The sequence below is a fragment of the Streptomyces sp. S.PNR 29 genome (assembly GCF_030386795.1).
In the GTDB taxonomy this organism is placed as follows: domain Bacteria; phylum Actinomycetota; class Actinomycetes; order Streptomycetales; family Streptomycetaceae; genus Streptomyces.
The window spans coordinates 101,031-127,085 of record NZ_JANUQM010000001.1 but is presented as its reverse complement, the minus strand read 5'-3'; the positions used below and the strand labels follow the sequence as shown (position 1 = coordinate 127,085).

The window sequence follows — 26,055 nt, the reverse complement described above, 5'->3', positions numbered from 1 at the left end:
GCACATGGCCGACCGCTATCTGAGCTTCACCGGCACCGCGCCCGGCCGCTTCCTGACCAGGCGGCTCGGGCTGCCGCAACCGGCGGCGCTCAGGCGCTGGTCACCGCAGCGGCCGACCCTGGCGGGGGAGGTTCTCCACCTCACCGCGGGCAAGTCCGACCTGGACCTCGCGGCCACGGGACTCACCCTGACCGGCACCTCCGTGAAGCCCGCCGCCGTCGTCCTGGACGCCACCGGGGTGCGGGACGTCGAGGGGCTGGCCGAGGTGCACGCGGCCCTGCACCCGGTCGTGCGGTCGGTGGCGCAGAGCGGCCGCGTGGTCGTGCTCGGCGCCCCGCTGGACCCCGCCGACCACCACCAGGCCGCCGCCCAGCAGGCCCTGGAGGGCTTCACGCGCTCCCTCGGCAAGGAGATCGGCCGGGGCAGGACCGTGAACCTCGTCCGGCTCACGGACGCGTCCGCCGCCGAGTCCACCCTCCGCTTCCTGCTCTCGCCCAAGTCGGCCTACGTCAGCGGGCAGGTGATCCACGTGGACGCCCGCGAGACCGAGGCCCCCGCCGACCGGGAACGCCCCCTCGCCGGGCGCACCGCCCTGGTCACCGGCGCCGCACGCGGCATCGGCGAGGCGGTCGCCGAGACGCTGGCCAGGGACGGCGCCCGGATCGTCGTCCTCGACGTACCGCAGGCCGAACAGCAGGCCCGGAGGGTCGCCGAGCGGCTCGGCGGCACCGCCCTCGCGCTCGACATCACCGCCGCCGACGCGGGGACACGGATCGCGGCCGCGCTGCCCGACGGACTGGACGTCCTGATCCACAACGCGGGCATCACACGGGACCGCCGGCTGGTCAACATGCCCGCCGACCGCTGGAGTCCGGTCCTCGACGTCAACCTGGCGAGCGTGCTGCGCACGACGGACGCGCTGCTCGCATCCGGGACGCTGAAGCGGGGCGGCCGGATCGTGGCGACCGCCTCGATCGCCGGGCTCGCCGGCAACGCGGGTCAGACCAACTACGGCGCCGCCAAGGCGGGCATCGTCGGCCTGGTCCGCTCCCTCGCGCCGCGCGCGCTCGCCGAGCACGGGGTGACGGTGAACGCGGTCGCGCCGGGCTTCATCGAGACGCAGATGACCGCCGCCATCCCCCTGTTCATCCGGGAGGCGGGCCGCCGGATGAACTCCCTCGCCCAGGGCGGGCTGCCCGTCGACGTCGCCGAGACGACGGCCTGGCTCGCGCATCCCGCGTCGGGCGCGGTCAACGGCCAGGTCGTCCGGGTCTGCGGCCAGAGCCTGCTGGGGGCCTGAGTGGACGTCGTCCTCACCGGCTCCCCCGCCCTCGCACCCCTGCTCGCGCGCGGCGCCCTGCTGTCCCCGTTCAAGCGTCCCCGCCCGGACGCGCCCTTCCCCCGCACCCGGCTCACCCTGCCCGGCCTGCGCGTCGACCTCGCGCGGCTGGCGGCGTACGAGCGGGTGTGCGGGTTCCCGACCGGCGAGGACGCGCTGCCGGTGACGTATCCGCACGTGCTCGGCTTCCCGCTGGCCATGCGCCTGATGAGCGACCGGGACTTCCCGCTGCCGCTGCTCGGCCTCGTCCACACGTCCATCGAGATCACCCGGCACACGGCGATGACGGCCACCGGGGAGTACGCACTCGCCGTGCACGTGGAGGGGCTGACCCCGCACCGGCGCGGGACGGAGGCCCGCGTGGTCACGGAGATACGGGCGGGAGGGGAGGTGGTGTGGGAGTCGCGGAGCACGTATCTGGCGCGGCACCGCACCGACGGCCGTACGGCGGAAGACCGGGAGGTACAGGAGGACCGCAAGCCGCTGCCCGGCGTCGCCGAGTGGCGGCTCGGCGAGGACGTCGGGCGGCGGTACGGGGCCGTGTCCGGCGACCGCAACCCCATCCACCTCCACCCGCTCACCGCCCGGCTGTTCGGATTCCCCCGGGCCATCGCGCACGGCATGTGGACGGTGGCCCGGTGTCTGGCCGCATACGGCATACCGGACGTGGTCGCGGTGCGGGCGGGGTTCCGGGCGCCGGTGCTGCTGCCGGGGACGGTGACGTACGCGGCGGAGGGTGAGCGCTTCGAGCTGCGCGGTGAGGGGGGCCGGGTGCACCTCTCCGGGGTCGTCTACCCGGCCTGAGCGACCGCCTCGTCGGGGGGCGACCAGGGACGGTCCGCCATGAGGTTGCCCAGGCCCGCCCAGGCGAAGTTCATCAGCGTGGCCGCCGCCTGCCTCGCCGTGACCCCGGGCGTGGCGTTGGCCCAGTCGGCGAGCGACTCGGCGGCTCCGACCAGGGCCTCGGCGAGCCCGGAGACCTCCCGCTCGGGCAGGTCGGGGTCACGATGGGCCTCCCGGGCGGCGGCCGCGATCAGCTGCGTGACGAACGCCACGATCTCCTCGCGCATCGAGGCGACCTCGGCGGCGAAGGGCTCGCCGTGGGTGCGGGCCTGGAGGTGCAGTACGGCCCAGCCGTCCGGGTTCCGCGAGGTGTGCGTGAAGAAGGCCCGCAGTCCTTCCCACAGCTGCCGGTCGGCGGGCAGACCGGGCATGACACCCGCGCGGACGGCCTCGGTGAGCGCCGCCGCCTCACGGCGGATGCAGGCGGTGAAGAGGTCTTCCTTCGAGTTCAGGTACAGGTACACCAGCGGCTTGGACACGCCCGCGAGTTCGGCGATCTCATCCATCGACGCGGCCATGTACCCGCGCTGGCCGAAGGTCCGTACAGCGGCGTCCAGCATCTGCTGCTCACGGACGGCACGCGGCATCCGCTTGCTCTTCACTGCACCCATGGGGCAGAGCCTAGTTGGGCACAGCTGTTCGCAACTCCCCTACGAGGCCTGCTGCTGCGCGCGGGAGGCATCGTCGGCCGTGTCCTCCTGGCTGCGGTTGGCCTCCAGGTTGGCCTTCATGCGGTCCACCCGGTTCACGATCTGCACCGAGGCCCGGTCCCGCTCCTTGCGCAGTGCCACGAAGCTGATCGGGGCCGAGATCACCAGGGAGAGCAGGATGATCCACATGCCGTTCGAGGAGCCGAGGCCGCGCGGGAAGACTCCGGCGTAGACGAGGCCCCAGACGACCACGAGGCAGCCCACGAAGATCCCGAGGCGCATCAGCGTGTAGCGGAGCATCTCAATCCACTCTTCCGTTTCCGGCACAAACAGGCACCGTCCAGTGAAGCACGCCGGGCTCCCGGTCTTGGAGGGGGGTACGGGCTCAGGTCAGCGGCAGCAGCATCGTGATGTCGTCGCGGTCGTCGCCCGGCGCCACCCGGATCGCACCGGGCACCCGGCCGACCTCCTTGTAGCCGCAGGAGGCGTAGAACCGCTCCAGGCCGAGACCGCCCCGGCAGGCGAGGCGTATCGCGTCGATGCCGTCGAAGGTGCGGGCCGCGGCCTCGACGGCGGCCATCAGGTCACGGCCGTGGCCCTTGCCCTGGTGGCGGGGGTGCACCATCACCGTGTACAGCCACAGCCAGTGCGTCATCAGCCGGTGCGTGTTGAAGCCGAGGAACGCGGTCGCGGCCACCTGCCCCGCCTCGTCGTGCCCGACCACCAGCCGGTGGCGGCCCTCCGCCATCGCCGTGAAGTGCTTCACCAGCTCCGGCCGGATCGCCTCGCGCGTCACCGGCGGCACGAAGCCGACGGCCCCGCCCGCGTTGGACACATCGGCCCACAGGTCGAGGATGCCGTCGCGGAGGGCAGGGGTCATGGCGGGGCCGAGCGTGAAGGTAAGGGGCATGCGAGCATCGTATCCATTACGACAAGGCCCGCGCCGCCACCTTCAGATCCGACAGCAGCCCCTGGTACGCCGCCTCCCGGTCCTCCGCCCGCAGCACCGCCGAGGGGTGGACCGTCGGCACGATCCGCTCCGGACGCCCGTGGATCTCCTCCTCCAGCACGGTCCCGCGCACCTGCGTGACCCGGAACGACGACCCGAACAGCGCCTTTCCTGCCGTGGCACCCAGCACCACGATCAGCTCGGGCTCGACCAGCGCCAGCTCGGCCGCCAGCCACGGCCCGCACGCGGTCATCTCCCGCAGGGTCGGCGCCTTGTGGATGCGGCGCTTGCGGGGCTCGGCCCGGGTGAACTTGAAGTGCTTGACGGCATTGGTGACATACGCCTCACCGGGATCGATACCGGCCTCCGCCAGCGCCCGGTCCAGCAGCTTCCCGGCCGGCCCGACGAACGGCCTGCCCTGCCGGTCCTCCTGGTCCCCGGGCTGCTCGCCGACGAGCATCACCCGGGCGTGGGTGTTCCCGGCCCCGAACACGGTCTGTGTGGCGTCCCGGTGCAGCGGGCAGCCCCGGCACTCTCCGGCGGCCTCCCGCAGGGCCGCCAGGTCCGCGTGCTCGGGGACGAAGGGTGCGGCGGTGTAGGCGTCCTCGGGCGCCTTGGTTGCCTTCGTGGCCATGCCGGACGGGTACCCGTCCGGCCGGCTCACACCCGCATCGGCTGCGGGGACTCGCGGCGCGCCGGGTCCGGGCCGTCGTACTCCCGGATGATCTCGTAGCGCGTGTTGCGCTCCACCGGCCGGAAGCCCGCGTCGCGGATCAGTTCCAGCAGGTCCTCGCGGGTGAGCTTGTTCGGCGTACCGAAGTTGTCGGCGTCGTGCGTGATCTTGTACTCGACGACCGAGCCGTCCATGTCGTCGGCGCCGTGCTGCAGGGCCAGCTGCGCGGTCTGCACACCATGCATCACCCAGAAGACCTTGACGTGCGGGACGTTGTCGAACAGCAGCCGGGAGACGGCGAAGGTCTTCAGCGCCTCGGCGCCGGTCGCCATCTGCGTCCGCGCCTGAAGACGGTTCCGGACCTTCCCGTCCTTCATGTCCACGAAGTCGTGCTGGTAGCGCAGCGGGATGAAGACCTGGAAGCCGCCGGTCTCGTCCTGCAGCTCGCGCAGCCGCAGCACGTGGTCGACGCGGTGACGGGGCTCCTCGATGTGGCCGTACAGCATGGTGCACGGGGTCTTGAGCCCCTTCTCGTGCGCCAGCCGGTGGATGCGCGACCAGTCCTCCCAGTGGGTGCGGTGGTCGACGATGTGCTGCCGGACCTCCCAGTCGAAGATCTCCGCGCCGCCGCCGGTGAGCGACTCCAGCCCCGCGTCGATCAGCTCGTCGAGGATCTCGGAGGCGGACAGCCCCGAGATGGTCTCGAAGTGGTGGATCTCGGTGGCGGTGAAGGCCTTGAGGGAGACGTCCGGCAGGGCGGCCTTCAGCTCGCGCAGCGACCGCGGGTAGTACCGCCAGGGAAGGTTCGGGTGCAGCCCGTTGACGATGTGCAGCTCGGTGAGGTTCTCCGACTCCATCGCCTTGGCGAGCTTGACGGCCTCCTCGATGCGCATGGTGTACGCGTCCTTCTCACCGGGCTTGCGCTGGAAGGAGCAGTACGCGCAGGAGGCCGTGCACACGTTGGTCATGTTGAGGTGCCGGTTGACGTTGAAGTGCACGACGTCGCCGTTCTTCCGCGTCCGCACCTCGTGCGCGAGCCCGCCGAGCCACGCCAGGTCGTCCGACTCGTACAGCGCGATGCCGTCCTCGCGGGTCAGCCGCTCGCCGGAGCGGACCTTCTCCTCCAGCTCGCGCTTGAGCCCGACGTCCATGCCTTCACCTTTCTACGACAGCTCGACCAACCGTACTCCCCCGCCCTTCGGGCGGGCCGTACCCCCATACGGCCCTGAACGGGCCTACGCCGGTTCCGGCAACTCCCCCACCCGGTTCTCCCACTTCGTGGACAGCACGATGGTGGTACGGGTCCTGGAGACGCCCTTGGTCCCGGACAGCCGCCGGATGATCTTCTCCAGCCCGTCCACGTCCGTCGCCCGCACCTTGAGCATGAACGAGTCGTCGCCGGCGATGAACCAGCAGTCCTCGATCTCGGGCAGGTCCTTCAGCCGGCGGGCCACGTCCTCGTGGTCGGCGGCGTCGGACAGCGAGATGCCGATCAGGGCGATGACACCGAGGCCGAGCGAGGCGGCGTCCACGGTGGCGCGGTAGCCGGTGATGACACCGGCCGCCTCCAGCCGGTTGATGCGGTCGGTGACGCTGGGCCCCGACAGGCCGACGAGGCGCCCCAGCTCCGCGTAGGAGGCCCGACCGTTCTCCCTCAGGGCCTGGATGAGCTGCCTGTCCACCGCGTCCATGCGATCGAAGCCTTCCGATGAAGAGTTCTGAAGAGTTCCTGAAACGTGCTGATGTCGTGCTCAGGTGGTGCGGGATCCGCCGCCGAGCTCACCCTCCCAACGGCGGTAGAGCCGATGCGGCACGCCCGCCGCGTCGAGTACGCGTCCGGCGACGAAGTCCACCAGGTCCTGGATGTGCGTCGCCCCCGCGTAGAAGGCCGGGGAGGCGGGCAGCACGGTCGCGCCCGCGTCGTCGAGGGCCACCAGATGCCGCAGTGTCTGGCCGTTCAGCGGGGTCTCCCGCACGGCCACGACCAGCTTGCGCCCCTCCTTCAGGGTCACGCTCGCCGCCCGCTGCAACAGGTCCTTCGACAGGCCGAGCGCGACCCCCGCCACGCAGGCCGTCGAGGCGGGCACGATCAGCATGCCCTTGACCGGGTACGACCCCGAGGAGGGCCCGGCCGCCAGGTCCCCGGCGCTCCAGTGCCGTACGCCGTGGAGGTCGGCGTCGAACGTCCCGGGCTTCCCGTCGGCCCCCCGCGACAGCCATTCCCGCAGGTCGTCCTGCCAGTGGGCGTCCCGGAAGGAGATGCCGGTCTCGTCCAGCAGGGTGAGCCGCGAGGCCCGGCTGACGATCAGGTCGACGCTCTCGCCCGCAGCGAGCAGCGCACGCAGCACAGCGGCCGCATAGGGCGTCCCCGACGCCCCGGACACCCCCACGATCCAAGGCCTGCGCTGCGTTTCTCCTGCGTTCACATCTTGAGCGTACCGGTGGACGAGGTCGTGCTCAGGACCGGTCGGACGCCTTCGGGTCCACGGGGAGGCGGCCAGTGGCGAGTGTGAGCTTGCCCAGCGGCGTGTCAACGGTCAGGTCGGAACCGTAGGGGAGGGTGTCGCGGCCACGGTACCCGTCGGGGCCCGGGTTCCACATCGTGACGACGTGGCCCTTGAGCGGGTCGAGGACGAGGTAGTTGGCGATACCCCGGGAGGCGTACCACCGGGGCTTCAGCTCGTAGTCCCGGCGGATGCTTTCCGGGGACACCACCTCGGCGACGAACTCGATCAGGTCGGCCGGGTAGGCGCTGCGGTTCTCGGCCTCCGCCTCGGCCGGAATGACCGCCAGGTCGGGGCAGAACTCGTTCGCGTCGTCGAAAGGAAAGGCGACATCGCTCACGAGCGCCCAGCCCGGCGGCAGCTGGCCCTCGATGATGGCCCACAGCCGCTGGATGGTCCTCCCGTGGAACGGCCTGACCGGGTTCATCACGATGCTGCCCTCGACAATCTCCGTCAGATAGCCGGGGAACAGGTCCTCCAGCTTGCTGAGCTGCGAGTGCAGGCGGTCGATGCCCGAGACGGTCACGGTGGCCTCCCTGGGGTCCTGCCCTCGATGGTAGGCCGCACCGTACTTACACGGTCAGACCACGAACCAGAAGATCAAGCAGCGCACACACGAACAGGGCAATCCCGATGAAGCCGTTGACGCTGAAGAACGCCCTGTTCACGCGGGACAGGTCATGCGGGCGGACGATGGTGTGCTCGTACACGAACGCGCCCGCCACGATCAGCAGGCCCAGCCAGAAGAAGGCGCCCGCGTCGGTGACCAGGGCGTACCAGACGAACAGGCCCGTCGTCACCGTGTGGCAGACCCGGGCGCCCCAGATCGCGGCGGGGATCCCGAAGCGGGCCGGGACCGACATGACGCCGATCTCGCGGTCGGTCTCGACGTCCTGGCAGGCGTAGATCAGGTCGAAGCCGCCGATCCAGACGCCGACGGCGAGCCCCAGGATCACCGCCGTCCAGGACCATTCACCGGTGACCGCCAGCCAGCCGCCGACCGGGCCCATGGCCTGGGCGAGGCCCAGGATGGCCTGCGGGAAGTTCGTGAACCGCTTGCCGTACGGATAGACCACCATCGGGATCACCGCGATGGGGGCGAGGGCCAGGCACAGCGGGTTGAGCAGGGCCGCCGACGCCAGGAACACGACGAGGGCGATCAGGGCGCCCGTCCAGGCGTGCTTCACCGACATCGCGCCGGTGACCAGCTCACGCTGCGCCGTGCGCGGGTTCCGGGCGTCGATCTCCCGGTCGATGATCCGGTTGACCGCCATCGCGAAGGTGCGCAGCCCCACCATGCAGACGGTGACCAGGAGCAGCCGCCCCCAGTGGATGTTCCGGTCCAGCTGGAACATCGCCGTCAGGGAGGCGATGTAGGCGAAGGGCAGGGCGAAGACCGAGTGCTCGATCATCACCAGCCGCAGGAACGCCTTGGTACGTCCCGGCTGCGGGATCGCGGCGGACGCGCTGCTCACAGGCCGTACTCCTTCCAGCGGCGGTCGACCTTCGCCGCCGTCTCCGGGTCGGACTCCACCATGTCGGGCCAGCCGCCGTCGCGCGTGTAGCCCTCCTCGGGCCACTTCTTCGTCGCGTCGATACCCGCCTTGCCGCCCCAGAACTGCTGGTAGGAGGCGTGGTCGAGGTGGTCCACGGGACCCTCGACAACGGTGAGGTCGCGCGCGTAGTCGGTGTTGCCGAGCGCGCGCCAGGCGACTTCGTGCAGGTCGTGGACGTCGCAGTCGGAGTCGACGACGACGATCAGCTTGGTCAGGGACATCATGTGCGCGCCCCAGATGGCGTGCATGACCTTCTGCGCGTGCTTGGGGTACTTCTTGTCGATCGAGACGATCGCGCAGTTGTGGAAGCCCCCGGCCTCCGGGAGGTGGTAGTCCACGATGTCCGGCACGATGATCTTCAGGAGCGGCAGGAAGAAGCGCTCCGTGGCACGCCCCAGCGGTCCGTCCTCCGTCGGAGGCCGGCCCACGACGATCGACTGCAGCAGCGGCCGCTTCCGCATCGTCACACAGTCGATGGTGAGGGCCGGGAAGGGCTCCTGCGGGGTGTAGAAGCCGGTGTGGTCGCCGAAGGGACCCTCGGGGAGCATCTCGCCGGGCTCCAGCCAGCCCTCCAGCACGACCTCGGCGTTCGCGGGGACCTGGAGCGGCACCGTCTTGCAGTCCACCATCTCGATCCGCCTGCCGGCGACGAACCCGGCGAACAGGTACTCGTCGATGTCGCCGGGGAGCGGGGCGGTGGAGGCGTACGTCACGGCGGGCGGGCAGCCGAAGGCGATCGCGACCGGGAGTTTCTCGCCCCGGCGGGCCGCCACCTGGTAGTGGTTCCGGCTGTCCTTGTGGATCTGCCAGTGCATGCCGATGGTGCGCTTGTCGTGGCGCTGGAGGCGGTACAGCCCGAGGTTGCGGATGCCGGTTTCGGGGTCCTTGGTGTGGGTGAGGCCCAGGTTGAAGAAGGAGCCGCCGTCCTTCGGCCAGGTGAAGAGCGCGGGGAGCCGGTCGAGGTCCACGTCGTCGCCGTGCAGGACGACCTCGTGCACCGGCGCGTTGTCGGACTTCACCTTCTTCGGCGGTACGTGCGTCATCGCGCCGAGCTTCCCGAAGGCCTCGCGGACCCCGACGAACCCGTGCGGCAGCTCGGGCCTGAGCAGCCCGCCGATCTTGTCGGAGATCTCGCCGTACGACTTCAGGCCGAGGGCCTTCAGCAGGCGCCGGTCGGTGCCGAAGACGTTCATCGCGAGGGGCATGTCGGAGCCCTTCACGTTCTCGAAGAGCAGCGCCGGCCCGCCGGACTTCTGCACCCGGTCGACGATCTCACCGACCTCCAGATACGGGTCGACCTCGGCCTTGATGCGCTTGAGGTCTCCCTCGCGCTCCAGCGCCCTGAGCAGGGAGCGAAGATCGTCGTAAGCCATGCGGTCAAGTATCCCCGAACGGCTACTCTGGCCCTGTACCTGGGGGCTGTCCCCCGTAATTCCCGCCGACCGTTCCGCTGGAGAGTGCTCATGCTCCGGGTGCTGATGTTCCTCGTGCCGCTGGCGCTGAGCGTCTACGCGTTCATCGACTGCATCAGCACGAAGGACGACGACGTCCGCCACATGCCCAAGCCGCTGTGGGCGATCCTCGTCCTGCTGTTCCCGCTCGTCGGCTCCCTCTCCTGGATCATCGCGGGCAAGAAGCGAAGCCCGGCCGCCGAGGGCTGGTCGGGCGTCCGGGCCGCCCGGACGCAGCGGTGGGTGGCCCCTGACGACAACCCCGAGTTCCTGAAGTCCCTGGACGACGACAAGAAGGACGAGGACAGGGACGACAGGAGGCGGGACGAGCCCTGACGCACGGGGCTGCGCGAGTGGATCCGTGTCCCCGACGGTCACTTCCTGACGTACGTGAGGAAGCCTGCCCAGGCGGTACGGCTGACGACCAGGACGGGACCGTCAGGGTTCTTGCTGTCGCGGACGGGGACGGCGGCGGGGAAATGGGGGGCTATTTCGATGCAGTTGCCGCCGTCGTTGCCGCTGTAGCTGCTCTTGATCCAGGTGAGCTCGTGCCTGTTCATCGTGCCCGTACCCTTCCATCGCCTCGCCGATCAGTGCGGCAGACTCCGAGGCAGACAGAGCGTCAGCCCTGAGCACATCATAGGTTCGGCTGTGGTGCGCGTAGAGGGTCGGATCGTTGTTGAAGTGGCCACGGCTCAGCGACTCCGAGTAGACCCAGTGTTCCCCCTCGGGCAGCGTGATCAGCGACATTGACGTGGTGGGCCGGACGATCCCGACGACGGCGGCCGGGGCGACCTGAATGCGGATGTTGGGACGCTGCCCGACGCTCAGCAAGTGCGCACACTGGTCGCGCATCACGGCAGGACTTCCCACCGTGTGGCGCAGGCAGCTCTCGTCCAGCACGGCGACGTACAGCGGTCCGTCCTCCGCGAGAAAGCGCTGCTGTCGGCTCAGACGTGCCCGGACCCGCTCCTCGACCTCCTCGCCACTGGCCGTCTGCGAGAGCAGCGCCCGTGCGTAACCCGGCGTCTGCAACAGGCCCGGAATCACCAGCTCCTGATACTCCCGCAACGCAACCGCCACCGCATCCATCTCGGCCCGTCGCCGGAACCAATCCGGATGCTCCACCTGCGGATACCAGTCGATCCGCCCCCACAACCGCACCAACACCCCACCCGTGCCCAGCAATTCGTCGCACTGCTTCGCGAACGACTCCTGCGGCACCCGCGTGCCCGCCTCGACCCTCGCCACATGGGACCGATCGCACGGGATCTTCCTGGCCAGCCCCTCCTGCGTCAGCACCGCGGCCTCCCGGAAGTGCTTGAGCACCTCGCCGAACACGGCGGCCGTCGTAACCCCCGATCCCCCTTCGGCGTTGCGTCGGCTCACCGCTTCCCCCCTGTGACAGTCGATCAGTGGCACGCCCGAAACATTGATACGCACGATTCCCGTGGGCGACGCTCGATACACCCAGAGTGACGAAAGGTGCTCGGAGTTGGACATGGTTGAGCGGTTGAAACCGGGAGCGATCGTCTATGACCCGCAGATGTGCAGGGTGGGCGAGTACCGGGACAGGACAGGCCCGTACGCGATGCTGCGCCCGATCGGCGGTGGCCGGGAGTGGCAGGCGGACCCGGCTCAGATCCGCGCGGCGACACAGGACGAGCGGCTGAGGGCGGGAGTGCGGGCGCTCAACGACCGCTTCCGCGCCAGCCTCGACGTGACCCGCCCTCCCGTGCCGGTACCCGGCTGCGCGGCCTGCGCCGAACTCGACGCCCGGCGCGACGAGGCGCGGGCCGCGTTCGACGGCAGCGCGGTGACCGACGCGAACGTGCTGCTGCGCCAGCATCAGCGTCTGGAACACGGAGGAACACCGGCCGGCCGCCGGGTCTTCCGGTACGTGCCGTACTCGATCGTGCAGGACGCGTCGGCGCAGCCGGAGTACGAGGCGCGGTGCGTGAGCGGGGACGAGGCCGACTGCGGTGCCACGTCCGGATCCCGGCAGAGCCCGGCGGAAGTCGAGGAGTGGCAGCGCAGGCACACGCAGGAGACGGGACACCTCCGCTACCGGCGCAGTTTCGCGGACTACGCGGTCCTGGAGAGGCAGTCGTAGATCCCCTGGGGGAGCACCCCGAGGGCCCCCTGACCACGTCCCGGTGCCTTCCCTGATTCGCGTCCTGAGCGGTTGTGGGCTCGGTCGGCTCGCTGCCACGGTCGTGTCATGAGACCGATCTTCAGGGCGCTCACCGGAGTGCTCACCGCTGGATTACTCGCCGGAGCGGCGACGCCGGGCGCGGCGACGGATGCCGGTCCTCCCGGCAGAAGCCCGATGACGCGGGAGGCCATCGAATGGGCGCCCTGCCCTCAGGACGCGACCGCGGAATGCGGGACCTTACGTCTCCCCGTGGACTGGGCACGTCCGTCGGGTGGGACGTTCGATCTCGCGGTGGCCCGTCGCAGGGCGACCGATCCGGAGCGCCGGGCCGGTGTGCTGCTGGTCAATCCGGGGGGACCGGGTGATTCGGGTGTGGACTTCGCGGTACGGCGTGCTCCGGCGCAGTTCAGCGCGGAGATCCAGGCAAAGTTCGACATCATCGGGTTCGACCCGCGGGGCGTCGGAGCCAGCCAACCGGTCCGGTGCTCCACGGAGTTGCTGGACCGGCGGCCGTCGGTGTACCCCCGCAACCAGGCGGAGTTCGAGCGGCTCGCCGCGTACAACCGCGCGTTGCGCGAGGACTGCCGTCGGCACAGTGGCCCGGTCTTCGACCACGCCGACACCCTGAGCGTCGTCCGGGACATGGACGCGCTCCGCAGGGCGCTCGGCGAGAAGAAGATCAACTACTTCGGTCACTCCTACGGCACGCTGATCGGCCAGCAGTACGCCGAGGAGTACGGCGACCGCATCCGGACCATGGCCCTCACCGCCAACCTCGACCACAGCATCGGCGTCCGGGAGTTCCTCGTCTCCTCGGCGGCGACCGCGGAGGACTCGTTCCACCAGTTCGTGACGTGGTGCGACCGCACCGACTCCTGTGCTCTGCACGGCCGGGACGTCGCCGCCGTGTGGGACGGCCTGCTCGCCAGGGCGGACAGGGGGGAGATCCGCGATCCGGAGAGTACGGAGGAGGTCCTCACCGCGTACGACATCGCTCTGGCCGCCTTCAAGCGGCTCTACGGGCCGGACTGGAGCGAACTGGCCACGTATGTGGCGCGGCTCGACGCGCAGGAGCCGGGGCGGCAGGAACCGGGGCGGCAGGAAGCGAAGGAACCCCCGCAGGAGACCACCGCGGAACCGTTCCACGCGGTGTTCTGTCAGGACTGGCGCTTCCGTCCGAAGGACTACCGGGAGTACGCCCGTCTGACCGCGGCCGAACTGCGGGCCGCACCGCACATGCGCGGCTCACCCCGCGTACACACCGCGGTGGCCGGCTGCGTCGGCCTGCCGGACGAGGTGAACAACCCTCAGCACGCTCTGCGCATCACCGAGGCGCCCGGGATCCTCCTGCTGCACTCGATGCACGACCCGGCGAACCCCTTCTCCTGGGCGGCCGACGTGCACCGCCAGACCCGGCGGACGACCGTGCTGCTGCCGTACGAGGGCGCGGGGCACAGCGTCTACGGCCGCACCGACTGCACCCGCGACGCCGTGGACGACTACCTCACGGAGCTGGAGATACCGAGCCCTGGGAGCCGTTGCGCACCCGGGCCGCTCTCGTAACCTTCACACCGATGACGAGCGACCGCCCTCTCCGATCCGTCGACCTGGCCCGCCTGGCCGGACTCTCGACGCAGCAGATCCGCAACTACGAGGACGCCGGCGTCCTCCCCCCGGCCGCGCGCACCGCCTCCGGCTACCGCACCTTCGGGGACAGCCACCGCCGCGCCCTGCTGACGTTCCGGACGCTGCTGCGCGGCCACGGGCCGGTGACGGCGGCGCGGATCATGCGGACCGTCCATACCGGGGACGTGCCGGGCGCGCTCGCGCTCGTGGACGCGGCGCACGCCGCCCTGCACGAGGAGCGGGTCTCCCTGCGGGCGGCGAGCGAGGCGCTTCAGGCGCTGGCCGGGGAGCAGCCCGCGCCGCTGCCCCGCTCGGGCGGACTGCGCATCGGCGAGGTGGCCGCGCTGCTCGGCGTACGGACGTCCGCGCTCAGGGTGTGGGAGACGGCCGGGCTGCTCACGCCCGGGCGGGAGCGGGGTACGAGGTACCGCGTCTACGGCCCGGCCGACGTCCGTGACGCGCGCCTGATCCACACCCTGCGCCGCAGCCACTACCTCTTCGACCAGATCCGCCCCGTCCTGCGCGACCTGCGCCGCGAGGGCAGCAGCGAGGCCCTGCGGGCGGCGGTCACGGCACGCGGGGAGGCACTGACGGCCCGGACGAGGGCGATGCTCGAAGGATCAGGCCGGTTGTACGACTACCTGGACCACCTCGATGGCCTCAGCGCAGCCGGGACGACGACAGGATCGACAGCAGATGGGCCGGAACCATCACCCACGTGATCAAGGCCAGCGCGCCCAGCGCCCAGCGCGTCGGCTCGATCCCGCCGGTCACGGCGTCGGCGACGGCCGCGGCCAGCAGGACCAGCGAGGCCTCGATGCCGTTCGTCACGCGGTGGATCCTGAACGCGGCGGCGATCCGGCGCACGGTGGCCACGCCCTGCGAGCGCGGGCGCGTCGCCTCGTCGTCGGCGACGGTCAGTCCGCGCCGGGCGCGGGCCACGTCCACGAGGTCGGTCGAGGCCTTCAGCAGGACGACGCCGAGGGCGGTGGCGATCCCGACCGACAGCCACCCGCCGAACCCGGACCCGGCGGCCCGGTACCCGGCCCCCGCCAGCAGCGCCGCGTCGGCGAGGTAGGCGCCGAGCCGGTCGACGTAGATGCCGGTCGCGCTGTTCTGCCCCTTCCAGCGGGCGACCTCGCCGTCCACGCAGTCGAAGAGGAGGAACAGTTGCATCAGGACGACGGCGAGTACGGCGCCCGTGAGGCCCGGGATCATCAGCGCGGCCCCGGAGGCGACCCCGCACACCACCATCGTCCAGGTCAGCTGGTCGGGGGTGACCGGGGTGCGGACCAGCTGCCGGGTGAAGCGCAGCGAGATCCTCCGCATGTACAGCCGCCCCGCCCAGTGCTCGCCGTTGCGGCTCGCCAGCTTCGCCCGCGGCTGACAGACCTCCCGCAGCTCCTCCAGAACCGGAGCAGCACCCATGACCGTTCCTCCACAACCGGGGCCCGACTGCCGCACGCGCGGCGATGATCGGCCAGGCTACAGAGGGGTCGTGCGCGTTCCGCACGTTGCCCCGGTGTGCCGGTGGCCCCAGAGTGGGGTCATGGATCAGGCACAGGCACGCGCATGGCTGGCCACCGCCGTCGAGGAGGCCCGCGCGGGGCTCGTGGAGGGCGGTATCCCGATCGGCGCCGCGCTGTACGGCCCCGACGGCACCCTCCTCGGCCGCGGTCACAACCGCCGTGTCCAGGACGGCGACCCCTCCGTGCACGCGGAGACGGCGGCCTTCCGGGCGGCGGGACGGCAGCGGTCGTACCGGGGGACGACGATGGTGACGACTCTTTCACCGTGCTGGTACTGCTCCGGTCTGGTACGGCAGTTCGGTATCTCGCGTGTGGTGATCGGCGAGGCGGCCACCTTCCACGGCGGGCACGACTGGCTGGCGGAGCACGGCGTGGAGATCGTGCTGCTGGACGACCCGGAGTGCGTGGAGCTGATGCGCGCGTTCATCGAGAAGAACCCGGACCTGTGGAATGAGGACATCGGTGAGTGAGCCCCGTAGCCCCCGCATCCCGACCATCGACCTGCGCCCCTGGCTGTCCGGTGATCCGAAGGCGCGGCAACGGATCGCCCGTACCGTCGACCAGGCCCTCCAGAGCGCGGGGTTCCTGCTGGTCACCGGGCACGGGGTGGATCCGTCCCTGCGGTCCCGGGTCCGCGAGGCGGCCCGCCGCTTCTTCACGCTGCCCGTGCCGGTGAAGGAGGCGTACGAAGCGCGGGTCGGCGGGCGTGGCTGGTTGCGGTCCGGGGCGGAGGCCAACGGGTACGCGGAGGGCACCGAGACCCCGCCGGATCTGAAGGAGTCGCTGACCTTCGCGACGCACGAGCCGTTCGATGACCCGGAGACCGACGCGGAGTGGTACGCACCGAACGTGTGGCCCGCCGAGGTGCCGGAGCTGCGGCCCCTGTGCGAGGAGTACCTGGGGAAGATGGCCGAGCTGGAGAACCGGCTGCTGTGCCTGCTCGGTGAGGCTCTCGGGCTCGAACGGGACTTCTTCACGCGGCACATGGCGCATCCGACGTACGGCTTCAACATCAACTGGTACCCGGGGACCGAGGTCGTCGGGGAGCCGGAGCCGGGCCAGTTCCGGATCGGGCCGCACACCGATTTCGGGACCGTGACGATCCTCGACCGGCAGGCCGGCAAGGGCGGGTTGCAGGTCTACACGGACCCCGCGGACGGAGGTGCCGGCTGGGAGGACGCGCCCTACGATCCGGCGGCGTTCACCATCAACATCGGGGATCTGATGGCCCGTTGGACGGGTGACCGCTGGCGCTCCGGCCGCCACCGGGTGCTGCCGCCGCCGGCCGACGCGCCCGCCGAGGAGCTGATGTCCCTGGTGTACTTCGGGGAGTGCACCCCGGGGACGCTCGTGGAGTCGGTCCCGCCGCCGGTGGGGAGGGTGGCGTACGAGCCCGTCGACTCGCACGCCTATCTGCGCCAGAAGCTGGACTCGATCACCGTCGGCTGAGCTACCGCGGGCTGCGCCCCAGGTACTCGATCAGCCGCTCGAAGCGCTGCCGCCAGCGCGCCTGGGAGTCCCCCTCACCCCGGAACTCGTGGGTGAACCGCAGGATGCTGCCGTCCTCCCCGTCACGTTCCAGATGGAATCGGATGCGCCCGGCGCCCTCCACGCTGTACTCCGCGACCCGGTCCACGTCCCAGGCGGTGACCCGTCCGGCGCCGAGCCCGCGCAGGGCGACGACTCCGCCGAGCCGTGGCTGGAGCACATCGGCCTCGGTGAACCACTGCGCGAGCCCCTCGGCGGTGGCCAGCGCGGGCCAGACCTGCTCCATGGGCCGGGGAAGCCGCACCAGGAAGTGGAGGAGGTGCGTCCTCCCGTGGGTCTGGGTGCTGCCCTGTTCGACGGATCCGGTCATGACACCAGCGTGCCCCCGGCGGCTGGGCGGCGCACGCGATCACGTTCCGCTTCCGTACGGTTACCACGAAGGCCGGTTCCCGTGACTCAGGTCACAGGGAACCGGCCTTCACCGTAGGGCGGTCAGACTCCGGCGTACGAGTGCTTGCCGGAGACGAAGATGTTCACGCCGTAGTAGTTGAACAGCCAGCAGCCGAAGGCGATCAGGGCGAGGTAGGCGGCCTTGCGGCCCTTCCAGCCGGCGGTGGCGCGGGCGTGGAGGTAGCCGGCGTAGGCGACCCAGGTGATGAAGGACCAGGTCTCCTTGGGGTCCCAGCCCCAGTAGCGGCCCCAGGCGTCGCCCGCCCAGATCGCGCCCGCGATGATCGTGAACGTCCACAGCGGGAAGACGGCGGCGTTGACGCGGTAGGCGAACTTGTCGAGGGAGGCGGAGGAGGGCAGCCGGTCCAGGACGGAGTTCGCGAAGCGGCCGGGGGTGCCGCCGGTGGCGAGCTTGTTCTCGTAGTTGTCCTTGAAGAGGTACATGATCGTGGCGACCGCGCCGACGTAGAAGACCGCGCCGCAGAAGATCGCCGTGGAGACGTGGATGTACAGCCAGTACGAGTGGAGGGCGGGGACCAGCTGGTCGCTGGCGGTGTACAGGACGGTGACGGCGAGACCGAGGTCGAGCAGGACCGTGGTGATCAGGGGCAGGCCGAGCCAGCGGACGTTCTTCTTCAGGGCGAGGAGGGCGAGGTACACGCCCACGGCGACCGTGGAGAAGGTGATGTTGAACTCGTACATGTTGCCCCACGGCGCCCGCTCCACGGAGGCCGCGCGGGCGACGACGCCGCCCAGCTCGACGAGGAAGGCGAGCACGGTGAGGGAGATGGCGATACGCCCGTAGAGGTCGCCCTGCTCGTCCCCGCCGTGCGCCCCGGGGCCGTCGGGTACGTCCCGCTGACCGGCCGCGGAGCGCACGACGACCTTCGGCCGCTCCAGTACGGCGGTGCCGCCGGCCTTGTTCACGGCGACGGCGGGCGCGTCCGCCTTCTTGGCCTCGGTGAGCGCGGCGGCGGTGCGGCCGACCTTGCTGCGGCTGCCGAAGAGCCATTCGGCGATGTAGGCGAAGAAGGCCAGGGTGTAGACGGCCATCGCGGAGTAGATCAGCGTGTTGCTGATGTTCGCGAGGTGTTCGTTGGTGGCGGCGGCCAGGTCGGTGGCGGCGGCGAGAGTCACTTCTTCTCAGCCCCTTCGGCAGGTACGACGTGGGGGTCGGCGGAATGTGAGGGGTCTGCGGGGTCGGCGGCGGTGTCGGGCGCACCCGGCGCCTGTTCGTACAGGACCCCGGCGAGGTCGCCGAGTTCCTCGGGTACCTTGGCGGACTCGCTGCGGCCGAGGCCGGCCATCTCGACGACGGTGACTCCGTCGGCGCCCTTCACCGCGCGCACCCACACGCGGCGGCGCTGGATGAACAGGGAGGCGGCGAGGCCGAAGATGGCGGTGAGGGCACCGGCGAGGGCCCATCCGCCGCCGGGCTCCTGGACGACCTGGAAGTTCGCCCACTCCTTGGTGCCGTCGTAGGTGACCGAGCCGGCGCCGTTGGGGAGCTTCATGGTCTCGCCGGGCCTCAGGTTCGCCCTCAGCTGGGCGCCCTTGGAGTCCTTGAAGCCCTTCATGTGCCGCTTGTCGAGCTGGTACACGCTCTGCGGGATGCCGGAGTTCACGCCGAGGTCGCCGTGGTACGGCGTCAGGTTCAGCACCGGGTTCAGCAGCGCCGGGAACTGCGAGGCGACCTCGTTGCCCTTGACGTACGTCGGCAGCAGGAAGGTCTGGATGCCCAGCTGTTCACTGACGCCCTTGGCGTTCTTGTAGCCGTCGAAGACCTTGACCACGCCGGTGGAGGTGACGTTGGAGTCGAGCGGCAGCATCGGTGCGGCGTCGCGGTACACGACGTTGCCCTTGCCGTCGCGGACGGTGACCATGGGGGCGTAGCCGTGGGCGGTGAGGTAGACCTTCGCGTCGCCGATCTCCAGCGGGTGGTTGACCTTGACGAGGGTCTTCCTGTCCTTGCCGTAGGCGCCCTCGCTGTAGGTGACGGAGGCCTGGTAGAGGCGCGGGGTGCCCTTGTTCGGGCCGGAGGTCTCGTAGGTGCCGGTGAACTTGTTCAGGGTGAAGCTGAACGGCACCAGGTCGTCGGCGTGGAAGAGGTTGCCGGATTTGAAGTCGTCGTACTGGCTGAGGGTGTTGGAGAAGCCGTCGCCCTCGACGACCAGCTTGTTGCCCTCGGACTTGAACAGCTGGCCCCAGGCGAAGGCGACCAGCATCACGATCAGCGCGATGTGGAAGGCGAGGTTGCCGACCTCGCGCAGATAGCCCTTCTCGGCGGCGACCGCGTCACCGGAGAGGTGGGCGCGGAAGCGGCGCTTCTTCAGGAGGGCGAGGGCTGCCTCGTGGACCTGCTCCGGCTCGGCCCCGGTGCGCCAGGTGGTGTACGCGGGCAGCCGGGTCAGCCGCTTGGGGGCGCGCGGCGGGCGGCTGCGCAGCTGGCCCACGAACTGCCAGGTGCGGGGCACGATGCAGCCGATGAGGGAGACGAACAGCAGGATGTAGATCGCGGAGAACCACACCGAGCTGTAGACGTGGAAGAGGCCGAGCTTGTCGTAGATCGGCGCGAGGGTGGGGTGGCTCTTCTCGAAGTCGGCGACCTTCGTGGCGTCGACGCCGGTCTGCGGGATCAGCGAGCCGGGGATCGCGCCGAGGGCCAGCAGCAGCAGGAGCAGCAGGGCGACCCGCATGGAGGTCAGCTGCCGCCAGAACCAGCGGGCCCAGCCGATCACGCCCAGGGAGGGCAGGTTGGGCGCTTCCTCCGCGGGGGCGGTGGACAGCTGGGAGCCGGCCGCGCCGATGTCCTGGTCGTCCGGGGCGGCGTCCGGGCTCGCGCCGGTCGTAGTGGTCTTGCTCATGGATCAGATCCCCACAGTGAAGCCGGTGGACCAGGACTGCACGTCCTGCACGAGGCTGTCCCAGACGCCGGTGAGCAGCAGCAGACCGGTCACGATCATCATCGTGCCGCCGATCCGCATGACCCAGACATAGTGGCGCTTGACCCAGCCGAAGGCGCCGAGCGCCTTGCGGAAGGCGACCGCGGCGAGCACGAAGGGCACGCCGAGGCCGAGGCAGTAGGCGACGGTCAGTATGGCACCGCGGCCCGCGCTCGCCTCGTTGTAGGAGAGGGCGATCACGGAGGTCAGGGTCGGGCCGATGCAGGGCGTCCAGCCGATGCCGAACAGCGCGCCGAGGAAGGGCGCGCCGATCAGTCCGGTCACGGGCCGCTTGTGGAAGCGGAACTCCCGCTGGCTCATCCAGGGCATCAGGCCCATGAAGAAGACACCCATGGCGATCATGAGGACGCCCAGCACCTTGGACAGGACGTCCTTGTGCTGTTGCAGGTTGTCGCCGGCGTAGCCGAACAGGGCACCGCCGGAGACGAACACGGCGGTGAAGCCGAGTACGAAGAGGGAGGCGCCCGCGACCATCCGTCCGCGCCGGGCCTCGGCCAGGTCGGTGCCGGTGACGCCGGTCACGTACGACAGATAGCCCGGGACGAGCGGCAGGACGCACGGGGAGAAGAAGGAGACGAGGCCACCGAGCAGCGCGATGGGCAGGGCGACCAGCAGGGCGCCGTTCATGACCGTCTGGTTGGGGTCGGTGGCCGCGGCGAGCGTGGTGACTGCGCTCACGTCACTTCTCCGCGAGGACCGGGGTGATCATCGAGCGCAGCTTGTCCTCGCTGAGCGCGGCCAGCGAGCGGGCGGCGATCTTGCCGTCCCGGTCGAGGACGAGGGTGGAGGGGATCGCCTGCGGGTTCAGCGTGCCCTTCTTGAAGCGGAGCATCAGCTTGCCGGTCGGGTCGTACAGGCTGGGGTAGGTGACGCCCTGCTGCTTCTCGAAGGCGAGGGCGTTGTTCACGCTGGTGTCGCGGGTGTTGATGCCGACGAACTGCACGCCCTTGCCCTTGAGGTCCTGGTAGACCTTCTCGAAGTTGGGCGCCTCGGCGCGGCACGGGGCGCACCAGGAGCCCCATACGTTCAGGACGACGACCTTGCCCTTGTAGGAGGCGACGTCGAGCTGCTTGCCGGCGATGGTCTTGCCGGACAGGTCGGGGGCCTCGGCCCGCTCCCCCTTCTTCACGGTCGCGATGCCGTCCTGGCCCATGATGAAGTTGGTGTCCCCGCCCCCGCCGGAGGTACCGCCCGAACCGCACGCGGACAGGGTCAGCGCGGCGGCCGCGGCACCCGCGGTGAGCAGGGCGGCGCGGCGTGAGCGGGTCCTTGTGGTCGAGCGCTGGGGGGCGCGGCTGGCGGCACTCATGTGAAAAGTTTCGCATGCCCGTTCCGGGGATCTTGCCCGCCCCCCTCCCGGGCGGAAACCCGCATTTCAGGCGGCCCGCCCGGAGGATTTCCCGGCGTCCTTGAGGAACTTCCTCCAGCCGCCGGCGGGCCGCTGCCCGACGTCAAGGGTCCGGAGCCCGGCCAGCACCTCGGGGCGCTGCACGTCCAGCCAGTCGACGAACTGGCGGAAGGAGACGAGCCGTACGTCCGCGCCCTTGTCCCGTTCGCGGGCGATGTGCTTGACGGCCTCCTCGACGGCGTCCATGTAGATGCCGCCGTTCCACTGCTCGAAGTGGTTGCCGATGAAGAGAGGTGCCCGGTTTGTCTCGTATGCCCGCTTGAAGCCGGATATATAAGCCTGGGCGGACTGCTCCCGCCAGCCCGGGTAGTTGTAGGCGGGCGCCTTGGTCGAGTTGACCGACTGGTTGGCGAGCATGTTGTAGTCCATCGAGAGCACTTCGAACGAACGTCCGGGGAAAGGTATCTGCTGCAACGGCAGATCCCAGATCCCCAGCCGCTTCTGCGGCCAGACCTGCCGGCCACCCGGCGAGGAGGCGTCGTAGCGCCAGCCGAGGTCGCGGGCGGTGGGCAGCAGGTTGTCCTGGCCGAGCAGACAGGGCGTGCGGCCGCCGACGAGTTCCTTGTCGTAGTCGAACGGCAGCGACGGCAGATCGGTCCACCCGGTGTTGGTCCGCCACTCCTTCACGAAGGACTTCGCCTGCTCGATCTCGCTGCGCCACTGCTTCGGCGTCCAGTGGGCGACCGAGCCGTAGCCGTCGCCGCAGAAGTGGCCGTTGAAGTGCGTGCCGATCTCGTGCCCCTCCAGCCAGGCGCGGCGGACGCCCGCGAGCGTCGCCTTGACGTGGTCGTCGGTGAGGTAGCCGATGTCGGAGGCGCCGCGCGGGTTGTTCGGCGGGTCGTAGAGACGCTTCTTCGACTCGGGCAGCAGGTACAGCCCCGAGAGGAAGAAGGTCATGTGCGCCTTGTGCTCCTTGGCGAGGTCGAGGAAACGCGGGAAGAGGCCGTTGCCGACCTCCCCCGCCCCGTCCCAGGAGAAGACGACGAACTGCGGCGGCTCCTGCCCGGGCTCCAGCGGTACGGGCTCGGCCGGCTGGTGGGGCTGCTTGCCGGTGAAGGAGGTGGAGCCGTCACCGAGGGGGCGGGCGGCGGGCTTCGTCCCGCCGTTCGGCCGGTGGTCGTTGCCGGAACCGCCGGAGCGGCTGGAACCGTCCGACGACTGCAAGGAGTCACAGCCGGCAAGTCCGACGGCGGCCGCGCCGGCCACGCCGAGCCCGAGCATTCCCCTGCGGGAGAGAGTGCGCATCGCATCCCCGTTCGTCACGTCCTCTGGTGGTCACCCAGTCAGAGGGCGTGACGAACGGGGAGGTTCACCGCAATCGCACACATTTCGCAATGAATGTCACGAAAACGTCTTGACGGCGGGCGGTTCAGGCGCCCTCGGCGAGTCAGGCGCCCTCAACAGATCAGGCGCCGAAGGCCTTGCCCTTCCCCTTCACCGGCTTGGCGCCCGCGAGAAGGTGCGCGGGGACCAGGTCACGGGCCGGTTCGGTGTAGCCGACGGACACGATCCGGTCGCCCTGGAAGGTGAAGGTCGTCAGGGACGCGAGCGTGCACTGCCGCTTGCGCGGGTCGTGCCACAGCCGCCGCCGCTCGACGTAGGACCGCACGATCCAGATCGGCAGCTGATGGCTGACCAGCACCGCCTCGTGACCCCGCGCCCGGTCCTTGGCCGTGTGCAGCGCGCCCATCATGCGGACGACCTGGTCGATGTACGGCTCGCCCCACGACGGCCGGAGCGGATTGAACAGGTGCTTCCAGTTGCCGGGCTTGCGCAGCGCGCCGTCGCCGACGCCGAAGGTCTTGCCCTGGAAGACGTTGTCGGCCTCGATGAGCCGCTCGTCGGTGCCGAGGTCCAGGCCGTGCGCCTTGGCGATCGGCGTCGCGGTCTCCTGTGCCCGCTCCAGCGGGGAGGAGGCGACATACGTGATGTCGCGCGGGGCGAGGTGCTCGGCGACCCGGTCGGCCATGCGCCGGCCCAGCTCGGACAGGTGGTAGCCGGGCAGACGGCCGTACAGGATCCCGTCCGGGTTGGCGACCTCGCCGTGCCGCATCAGGTGGACGACGGTGATGTCGCCCTTGTTCCGCTCGCTCACGCCGTCGCCTCCGCCGCCGCGCGGGCCGCCGCCGGAAGGGCGTCGGCGATCCGCTGGATGGCCTGCTCGTCGTGTGTGGTGGACACGAACCAGGACTCGAAGGACGAGGGCGGCAGGTAGACGCCGTTCGCCAGCATCGCGTGGAAGAAGGCGGTGAAGCGGAAGGACTCCTGCGCCTTGGCGTCCTCGTAATTGCGGACCGGCCGGTCCGTGAAGAAGACGGAGAACATGTTGGAGGCCGTCTGGAGCGTGTGGGCGACGCCCTCCTTGGTGAGGGCCTCGGAGACCAGGGCCTGGATCCGGGCGGAGGCCGCGTTGACCTTGTCGTAGGCGGCGTCGTCGAGGAGACGCAGCTGGGCGAGCCCGGCGGCGGTGGCGACGGGGTTACCGGAGAGGGTGCCGGCCTGGTAGACGGGCCCGGCGGGGGCGAGGTGCGCCATGACGTCCGCACGCCCGCCGAAGGCCGCGGCCGGGAACCCGCCGCCCATGACCTTGCCGAAGGTCATGAGGTCGGGCCGGACGCCGTCGACGCCGTACCAGCCGGAGCGGCTGGTACGGAAGCCGGTCATGACCTCGTCGGAGATGTACAGCGCGCCGTTCGCGGCGCAGGCGTCCTTGAGCCCCTGGTTGAAGCCGGGCAGCGGCGGCACCACACCCATGTTGCCGGGCGAGGCCTCGGTGATCACGCAGGCGATCTCGCCGGGGTGGGCGGCGAAGGCGGCGTGCACGGCGTCGAGGTCGTTGTACGGCAGGACGATGGTGTCGCCGGCCTGGGCGCCGGTGACGCCGGGGGTGTCGGGGAGGGCGAAGGTCGCGACCCCGGACCCGGCGGCGGCGAGGAGCGAGTCGACGTGACCGTGGTAACACCCGGCGAACTTGATCACCTTGGTCCGCCGGGTGAACCCGCGGGCGAGCCGGATCGCCGACATGGTGGCCTCGGTGCCGCTGGACACGAGCCGCACCTGCTCCAGCGGCTCGACCCGGGCGACCATCTCCTCCGCGAGCGCGACCTCGCCCTCACCGGGTGTACCGAAGGACGTACCGCGCGCGACGGCCTCCTGCACGGCGGCGATCACCTCGGGGTGCCCGTGCCCGAGGATCATGGGCCCCCAGGAGCACACCAGGTCCACGTACTCCCGTCCGTCGGCGTCGGTCAGGTACGGTCCGGTGCCGGACACCATGAACCGGGGCGTACCGCCCACGGCACGGAACGCCCGCACCGGGGAGTTCACGCCACCGGGCGTGACGGCCGCCGCACGGTCGAAAAGAGCCTGCGAGACGGGCGCTTCGTACTGATAGGGCAGTTCGCTCATGACCAGCGACTTCTCCGACTTCTGGGACTTCTCGGAATCCTCGGACTCCGGCTGCCAGTGACGTGTTCAGGGTAGGCCAGGGGTGGTGGGTGGGTGGGGGTGGTGGTCGGGGGCGGTGGCCGGGGGCGGTGGCCGGGAGGCCCCGTACCTCCGTTGCTGACCCGACGCACAGTTTCCGCTCCCGGCGATCACGGCGTCCGGCCGGTGTCGATCTGCGAAACTGGGGGCTGCTACACAGCTCAAACGGCCCGTGGCGTGCCAGGGGCCCGTTCAGGGACTGCGAAGATCCTGCGGACAGAAGTTTCGACGCACGTTTCGGCGCGCGGCCGTGGGGGAGGTCACTGACACGATGATCGGGTTGCGCGGCGGGGGCCACGCGTCCTAGAAAAGCAGTCGGGTGGAGATATGCATCGCGGTGGCGGACTGGGCGAGGGGACTGATGACCTGGGTCCTCGACGTGCCCGGCGGGGAAGGCACCGGCGCGACGCGGAGGAAACGACCGAAGCACGTCAGCCACACGGTGTACCGAGTGAGTCCGAGCGGCTCGACCGACGGGTCGACCGGCTCAGGGCGGGGAGCAGGAATGGTGGTCGGGTGGGGGTGACGTACAAGTACTTCGGCGCGCCGGACGGCGCGACCGCGGCCCGAGTCCCGATCTCGATGCGGCCCGAGGAACTCGGCGGCGACGAACTCGGTATGAACGGCATGTTCACCAAGATCAAGCCGGAGACGATGGCGGCCATGGTACTGACCGGCATCGAGGGCGTGCCCCTGCACAAGGTGCCGCCCCTGGAACTGGTCGTCCTGCACCCCGACTACGCCGTGGTCAAGCTCCCGATGACCGTCGTCGACCCCCTGCGCGGCATCGGCGAGGAGGCGGTCGGCGCGGCGGCCTTCATCTGGTCGACGGTGCCGGACCGGGGCGGGCCGCGCGATGCGTTCAACGTGTACCAGTTGCTCCACGAGTGGCAGGACTTCTCGCATCGGCTGCATGAGGCGGGGCATCAGCCGTATTGCCTGGTGTGGCCCTGAGCCGGGGTTTCTTGGGGATTGGGCGGGGTCT

30 protein-coding genes are annotated in these 26,055 nt (G+C 70.4%); 9 read left to right on the top strand and 21 right to left on the bottom strand.

Annotation, left to right across the window (positions count from 1 at the left end):
- Window positions 1-4 precede the first annotated feature (4 nt).
- Window positions 5-1,300: a 3-oxoacyl-ACP reductase gene (locus NW895_RS00675; protein WP_289932997.1), complete on the top strand. Its 1,296-nt coding sequence runs from the start codon at window positions 5-7 to the stop codon at window positions 1,298-1,300.
- Entirely contained in the window at window positions 1,301-2,143 is an 843-nt protein-coding gene (locus tag NW895_RS00670; RefSeq protein ID WP_289932996.1) for a MaoC/PaaZ C-terminal domain-containing protein, read from the top strand.
- On the opposite strand, the gene NW895_RS00665 is transcribed toward NW895_RS00670, so the two are convergent.
- From NW895_RS00665 to NW895_RS00620, 10 genes are all read right to left on the bottom strand, one after another.
- Window positions 2,131-2,793, bottom strand: a complete 663-nt coding sequence (locus tag NW895_RS00665; protein ID WP_289932995.1) for a TetR/AcrR family transcriptional regulator — start codon at window positions 2,791-2,793, stop codon at window positions 2,131-2,133. The genes NW895_RS00670 and NW895_RS00665 overlap by 13 nt on opposite strands.
- 39 nt (window positions 2,794-2,832) lie before the next feature.
- Window positions 2,833-3,132: a DUF4229 domain-containing protein gene (locus tag NW895_RS00660; protein WP_289932994.1), complete on the bottom strand. Its 300-nt coding sequence runs from the start codon at window positions 3,130-3,132 to the stop codon at window positions 2,833-2,835.
- An 85-nt stretch (window positions 3,133-3,217) separates the two neighbouring features.
- Complete coding sequence (locus NW895_RS00655) at window positions 3,218-3,742, bottom strand: GNAT family N-acetyltransferase (RefSeq protein ID WP_289932993.1); 525 nt, start codon at window positions 3,740-3,742, stop codon at window positions 3,218-3,220.
- A gap of 16 nt (window positions 3,743-3,758) precedes the next feature.
- Window positions 3,759-4,415, bottom strand: a complete 657-nt coding sequence (locus NW895_RS00650) for a UdgX family uracil-DNA binding protein (protein ID WP_289932992.1) — start codon at window positions 4,413-4,415, stop codon at window positions 3,759-3,761.
- Window positions 4,416-4,441: 26 nt separating this feature from the next.
- On the bottom strand, window positions 4,442-5,605 hold the full coding sequence (mqnE, locus tag NW895_RS00645; RefSeq protein WP_289932991.1) for an aminofutalosine synthase MqnE: 1,164 nt from the start codon (window positions 5,603-5,605) through the stop codon (window positions 4,442-4,444).
- Window positions 5,606-5,689: 84 nt separating this feature from the next.
- Window positions 5,690-6,145: an Lrp/AsnC family transcriptional regulator gene (locus tag NW895_RS00640; protein ID WP_289932989.1), complete on the bottom strand. Its 456-nt coding sequence runs from the start codon at window positions 6,143-6,145 to the stop codon at window positions 5,690-5,692.
- 60 nt (window positions 6,146-6,205) lie between these two features.
- Window positions 6,206-6,880, bottom strand: a complete 675-nt coding sequence (locus NW895_RS00635) for a UbiX family flavin prenyltransferase (protein WP_289932988.1) — start codon at window positions 6,878-6,880, stop codon at window positions 6,206-6,208.
- Between the two features lie 31 nt (window positions 6,881-6,911).
- Window positions 6,912-7,484, bottom strand: a complete 573-nt coding sequence (locus NW895_RS00630; protein ID WP_289932987.1) for a Uma2 family endonuclease — start codon at window positions 7,482-7,484, stop codon at window positions 6,912-6,914.
- Window positions 7,485-7,530: 46 nt separating this feature from the next.
- A complete protein-coding gene (gene mqnP, locus NW895_RS00625) occupies window positions 7,531-8,433 on the bottom strand; it encodes a menaquinone biosynthesis prenyltransferase MqnP (protein WP_289932986.1) in 903 nt (300 codons plus the stop codon).
- Window positions 8,430-9,887, bottom strand: coding sequence for a menaquinone biosynthesis decarboxylase (locus tag NW895_RS00620; RefSeq protein ID WP_289932985.1), 1,458 nt, complete (start codon window positions 9,885-9,887; stop codon window positions 8,430-8,432). Before NW895_RS00620 ends, mqnP begins: the two co-directional genes overlap by 4 nt.
- A 90-nt stretch (window positions 9,888-9,977) precedes the next feature.
- Between NW895_RS00620 and NW895_RS00615 the strand changes: the two genes are divergently transcribed.
- Entirely contained in the window at window positions 9,978-10,301 is a 324-nt protein-coding gene (locus NW895_RS00615; protein WP_289932984.1) for a PLD nuclease N-terminal domain-containing protein, read from the top strand.
- Window positions 10,302-10,339: 38 nt separating this feature from the next.
- On the opposite strand, the gene NW895_RS00610 is transcribed toward NW895_RS00615, so the two are convergent.
- Together NW895_RS00610 and NW895_RS00605 are read right to left on the bottom strand one after the other, a co-directional pair.
- Entirely contained in the window at window positions 10,340-10,456 is a 117-nt protein-coding gene (locus NW895_RS00610; RefSeq protein WP_289933902.1) for a DUF397 domain-containing protein, read from the bottom strand.
- The gene (locus tag NW895_RS00605) at window positions 10,404-11,354 is read right to left on the bottom strand and encodes a helix-turn-helix transcriptional regulator (protein WP_289933900.1); all 951 of its coding nucleotides are present in this window, start codon (window positions 11,352-11,354) and stop codon (window positions 10,404-10,406) included. Before NW895_RS00605 ends, NW895_RS00610 begins: the two co-directional genes overlap by 53 nt.
- Before the next feature lie 112 nt (window positions 11,355-11,466).
- Here NW895_RS00605 and NW895_RS41135 point away from each other — a divergent pair, with 112 nt between their 5' ends.
- From NW895_RS41135 to NW895_RS00590, 3 genes are all read left to right on the top strand, one after another.
- Entirely contained in the window at window positions 11,467-12,078 is a 612-nt protein-coding gene (locus NW895_RS41135) for a hypothetical protein (protein ID WP_354670056.1), read from the top strand.
- 333 nt (window positions 12,079-12,411) lie between these two features.
- On the top strand, window positions 12,412-13,683 hold the full coding sequence (locus NW895_RS00595; protein ID WP_289932982.1) for an alpha/beta fold hydrolase: 1,272 nt from the start codon (window positions 12,412-12,414) through the stop codon (window positions 13,681-13,683).
- Window positions 13,684-13,694: 11 nt separating this feature from the next.
- Window positions 13,695-14,468: a MerR family transcriptional regulator gene (locus tag NW895_RS00590; protein ID WP_289932981.1), complete on the top strand. Its 774-nt coding sequence runs from the start codon at window positions 13,695-13,697 to the stop codon at window positions 14,466-14,468.
- On the opposite strand, the gene NW895_RS00585 is transcribed toward NW895_RS00590, so the two are convergent.
- Window positions 14,407-15,174, bottom strand: a complete 768-nt coding sequence (locus NW895_RS00585) for a CDP-alcohol phosphatidyltransferase family protein (protein ID WP_289932980.1) — start codon at window positions 15,172-15,174, stop codon at window positions 14,407-14,409. The two genes, NW895_RS00590 and NW895_RS00585, sit on opposite strands and share 62 nt — an antisense overlap.
- Before the next feature lie 121 nt (window positions 15,175-15,295).
- Here NW895_RS00585 and NW895_RS00580 point away from each other — a divergent pair, with 121 nt between their 5' ends.
- Complete coding sequence (locus NW895_RS00580; protein WP_289932978.1) at window positions 15,296-15,745, top strand: nucleoside deaminase; 450 nt, start codon at window positions 15,296-15,298, stop codon at window positions 15,743-15,745.
- Window positions 15,738-16,724, top strand: a complete 987-nt coding sequence (locus NW895_RS00575; protein ID WP_289932976.1) for a 2-oxoglutarate and iron-dependent oxygenase domain-containing protein — start codon at window positions 15,738-15,740, stop codon at window positions 16,722-16,724. The genes NW895_RS00580 and NW895_RS00575 overlap by 8 nt, the downstream gene beginning before the upstream one ends.
- Window position 16,725: 1 nt before the next feature.
- Here the strand turns inward: NW895_RS00575 and NW895_RS00570 are convergent, their stop codons facing one another.
- From NW895_RS00570 to hemL, 8 genes are all read right to left on the bottom strand, one after another.
- A complete protein-coding gene (locus tag NW895_RS00570) occupies window positions 16,726-17,133 on the bottom strand; it encodes an SRPBCC domain-containing protein (protein WP_289932975.1) in 408 nt (135 codons plus the stop codon).
- A gap of 122 nt (window positions 17,134-17,255) precedes the next feature.
- Complete coding sequence (ccsB, locus tag NW895_RS00565; protein ID WP_289932973.1) at window positions 17,256-18,350, bottom strand: c-type cytochrome biogenesis protein CcsB; 1,095 nt, start codon at window positions 18,348-18,350, stop codon at window positions 17,256-17,258.
- Window positions 18,347-20,077 (bottom strand): cytochrome c biogenesis protein ResB, encoded by a 1,731-nt coding sequence (locus NW895_RS00560; RefSeq protein WP_289932972.1) that lies wholly within the window; start codon window positions 20,075-20,077, stop codon window positions 18,347-18,349. Before NW895_RS00560 ends, ccsB begins: the two co-directional genes overlap by 4 nt.
- 3 nt (window positions 20,078-20,080) lie before the next feature.
- Window positions 20,081-20,854: a cytochrome c biogenesis protein CcdA gene (locus NW895_RS00555; RefSeq protein ID WP_289932970.1), complete on the bottom strand. Its 774-nt coding sequence runs from the start codon at window positions 20,852-20,854 to the stop codon at window positions 20,081-20,083.
- A gap of 1 nt (window position 20,855) precedes the next feature.
- On the bottom strand, window positions 20,856-21,485 hold the full coding sequence (locus NW895_RS00550) for a TlpA disulfide reductase family protein (RefSeq protein WP_289932968.1): 630 nt from the start codon (window positions 21,483-21,485) through the stop codon (window positions 20,856-20,858).
- A gap of 66 nt (window positions 21,486-21,551) precedes the next feature.
- Complete coding sequence (locus NW895_RS00545) at window positions 21,552-22,829, bottom strand: hypothetical protein (protein WP_289932967.1); 1,278 nt, start codon at window positions 22,827-22,829, stop codon at window positions 21,552-21,554.
- 160 nt (window positions 22,830-22,989) lie between these two features.
- Window positions 22,990-23,637 carry a histidine phosphatase family protein gene (locus NW895_RS00540; RefSeq protein WP_289933899.1) on the bottom strand — a complete coding sequence of 216 codons (648 nt, stop codon included), beginning with the start codon at window positions 23,635-23,637 and terminating at the stop codon, window positions 22,990-22,992.
- 38 nt (window positions 23,638-23,675) lie between these two features.
- Complete coding sequence (gene hemL, locus NW895_RS00535; protein ID WP_289932965.1) at window positions 23,676-24,992, bottom strand: glutamate-1-semialdehyde 2,1-aminomutase; 1,317 nt, start codon at window positions 24,990-24,992, stop codon at window positions 23,676-23,678.
- Between the two features lie 405 nt (window positions 24,993-25,397).
- Here hemL and NW895_RS00530 point away from each other — a divergent pair, with 405 nt between their 5' ends.
- Entirely contained in the window at window positions 25,398-26,024 is a 627-nt protein-coding gene (locus NW895_RS00530; protein WP_289932963.1) for a hypothetical protein, read from the top strand.
- The last annotated feature ends 31 nt before the right edge of the window (window positions 26,025-26,055 follow it).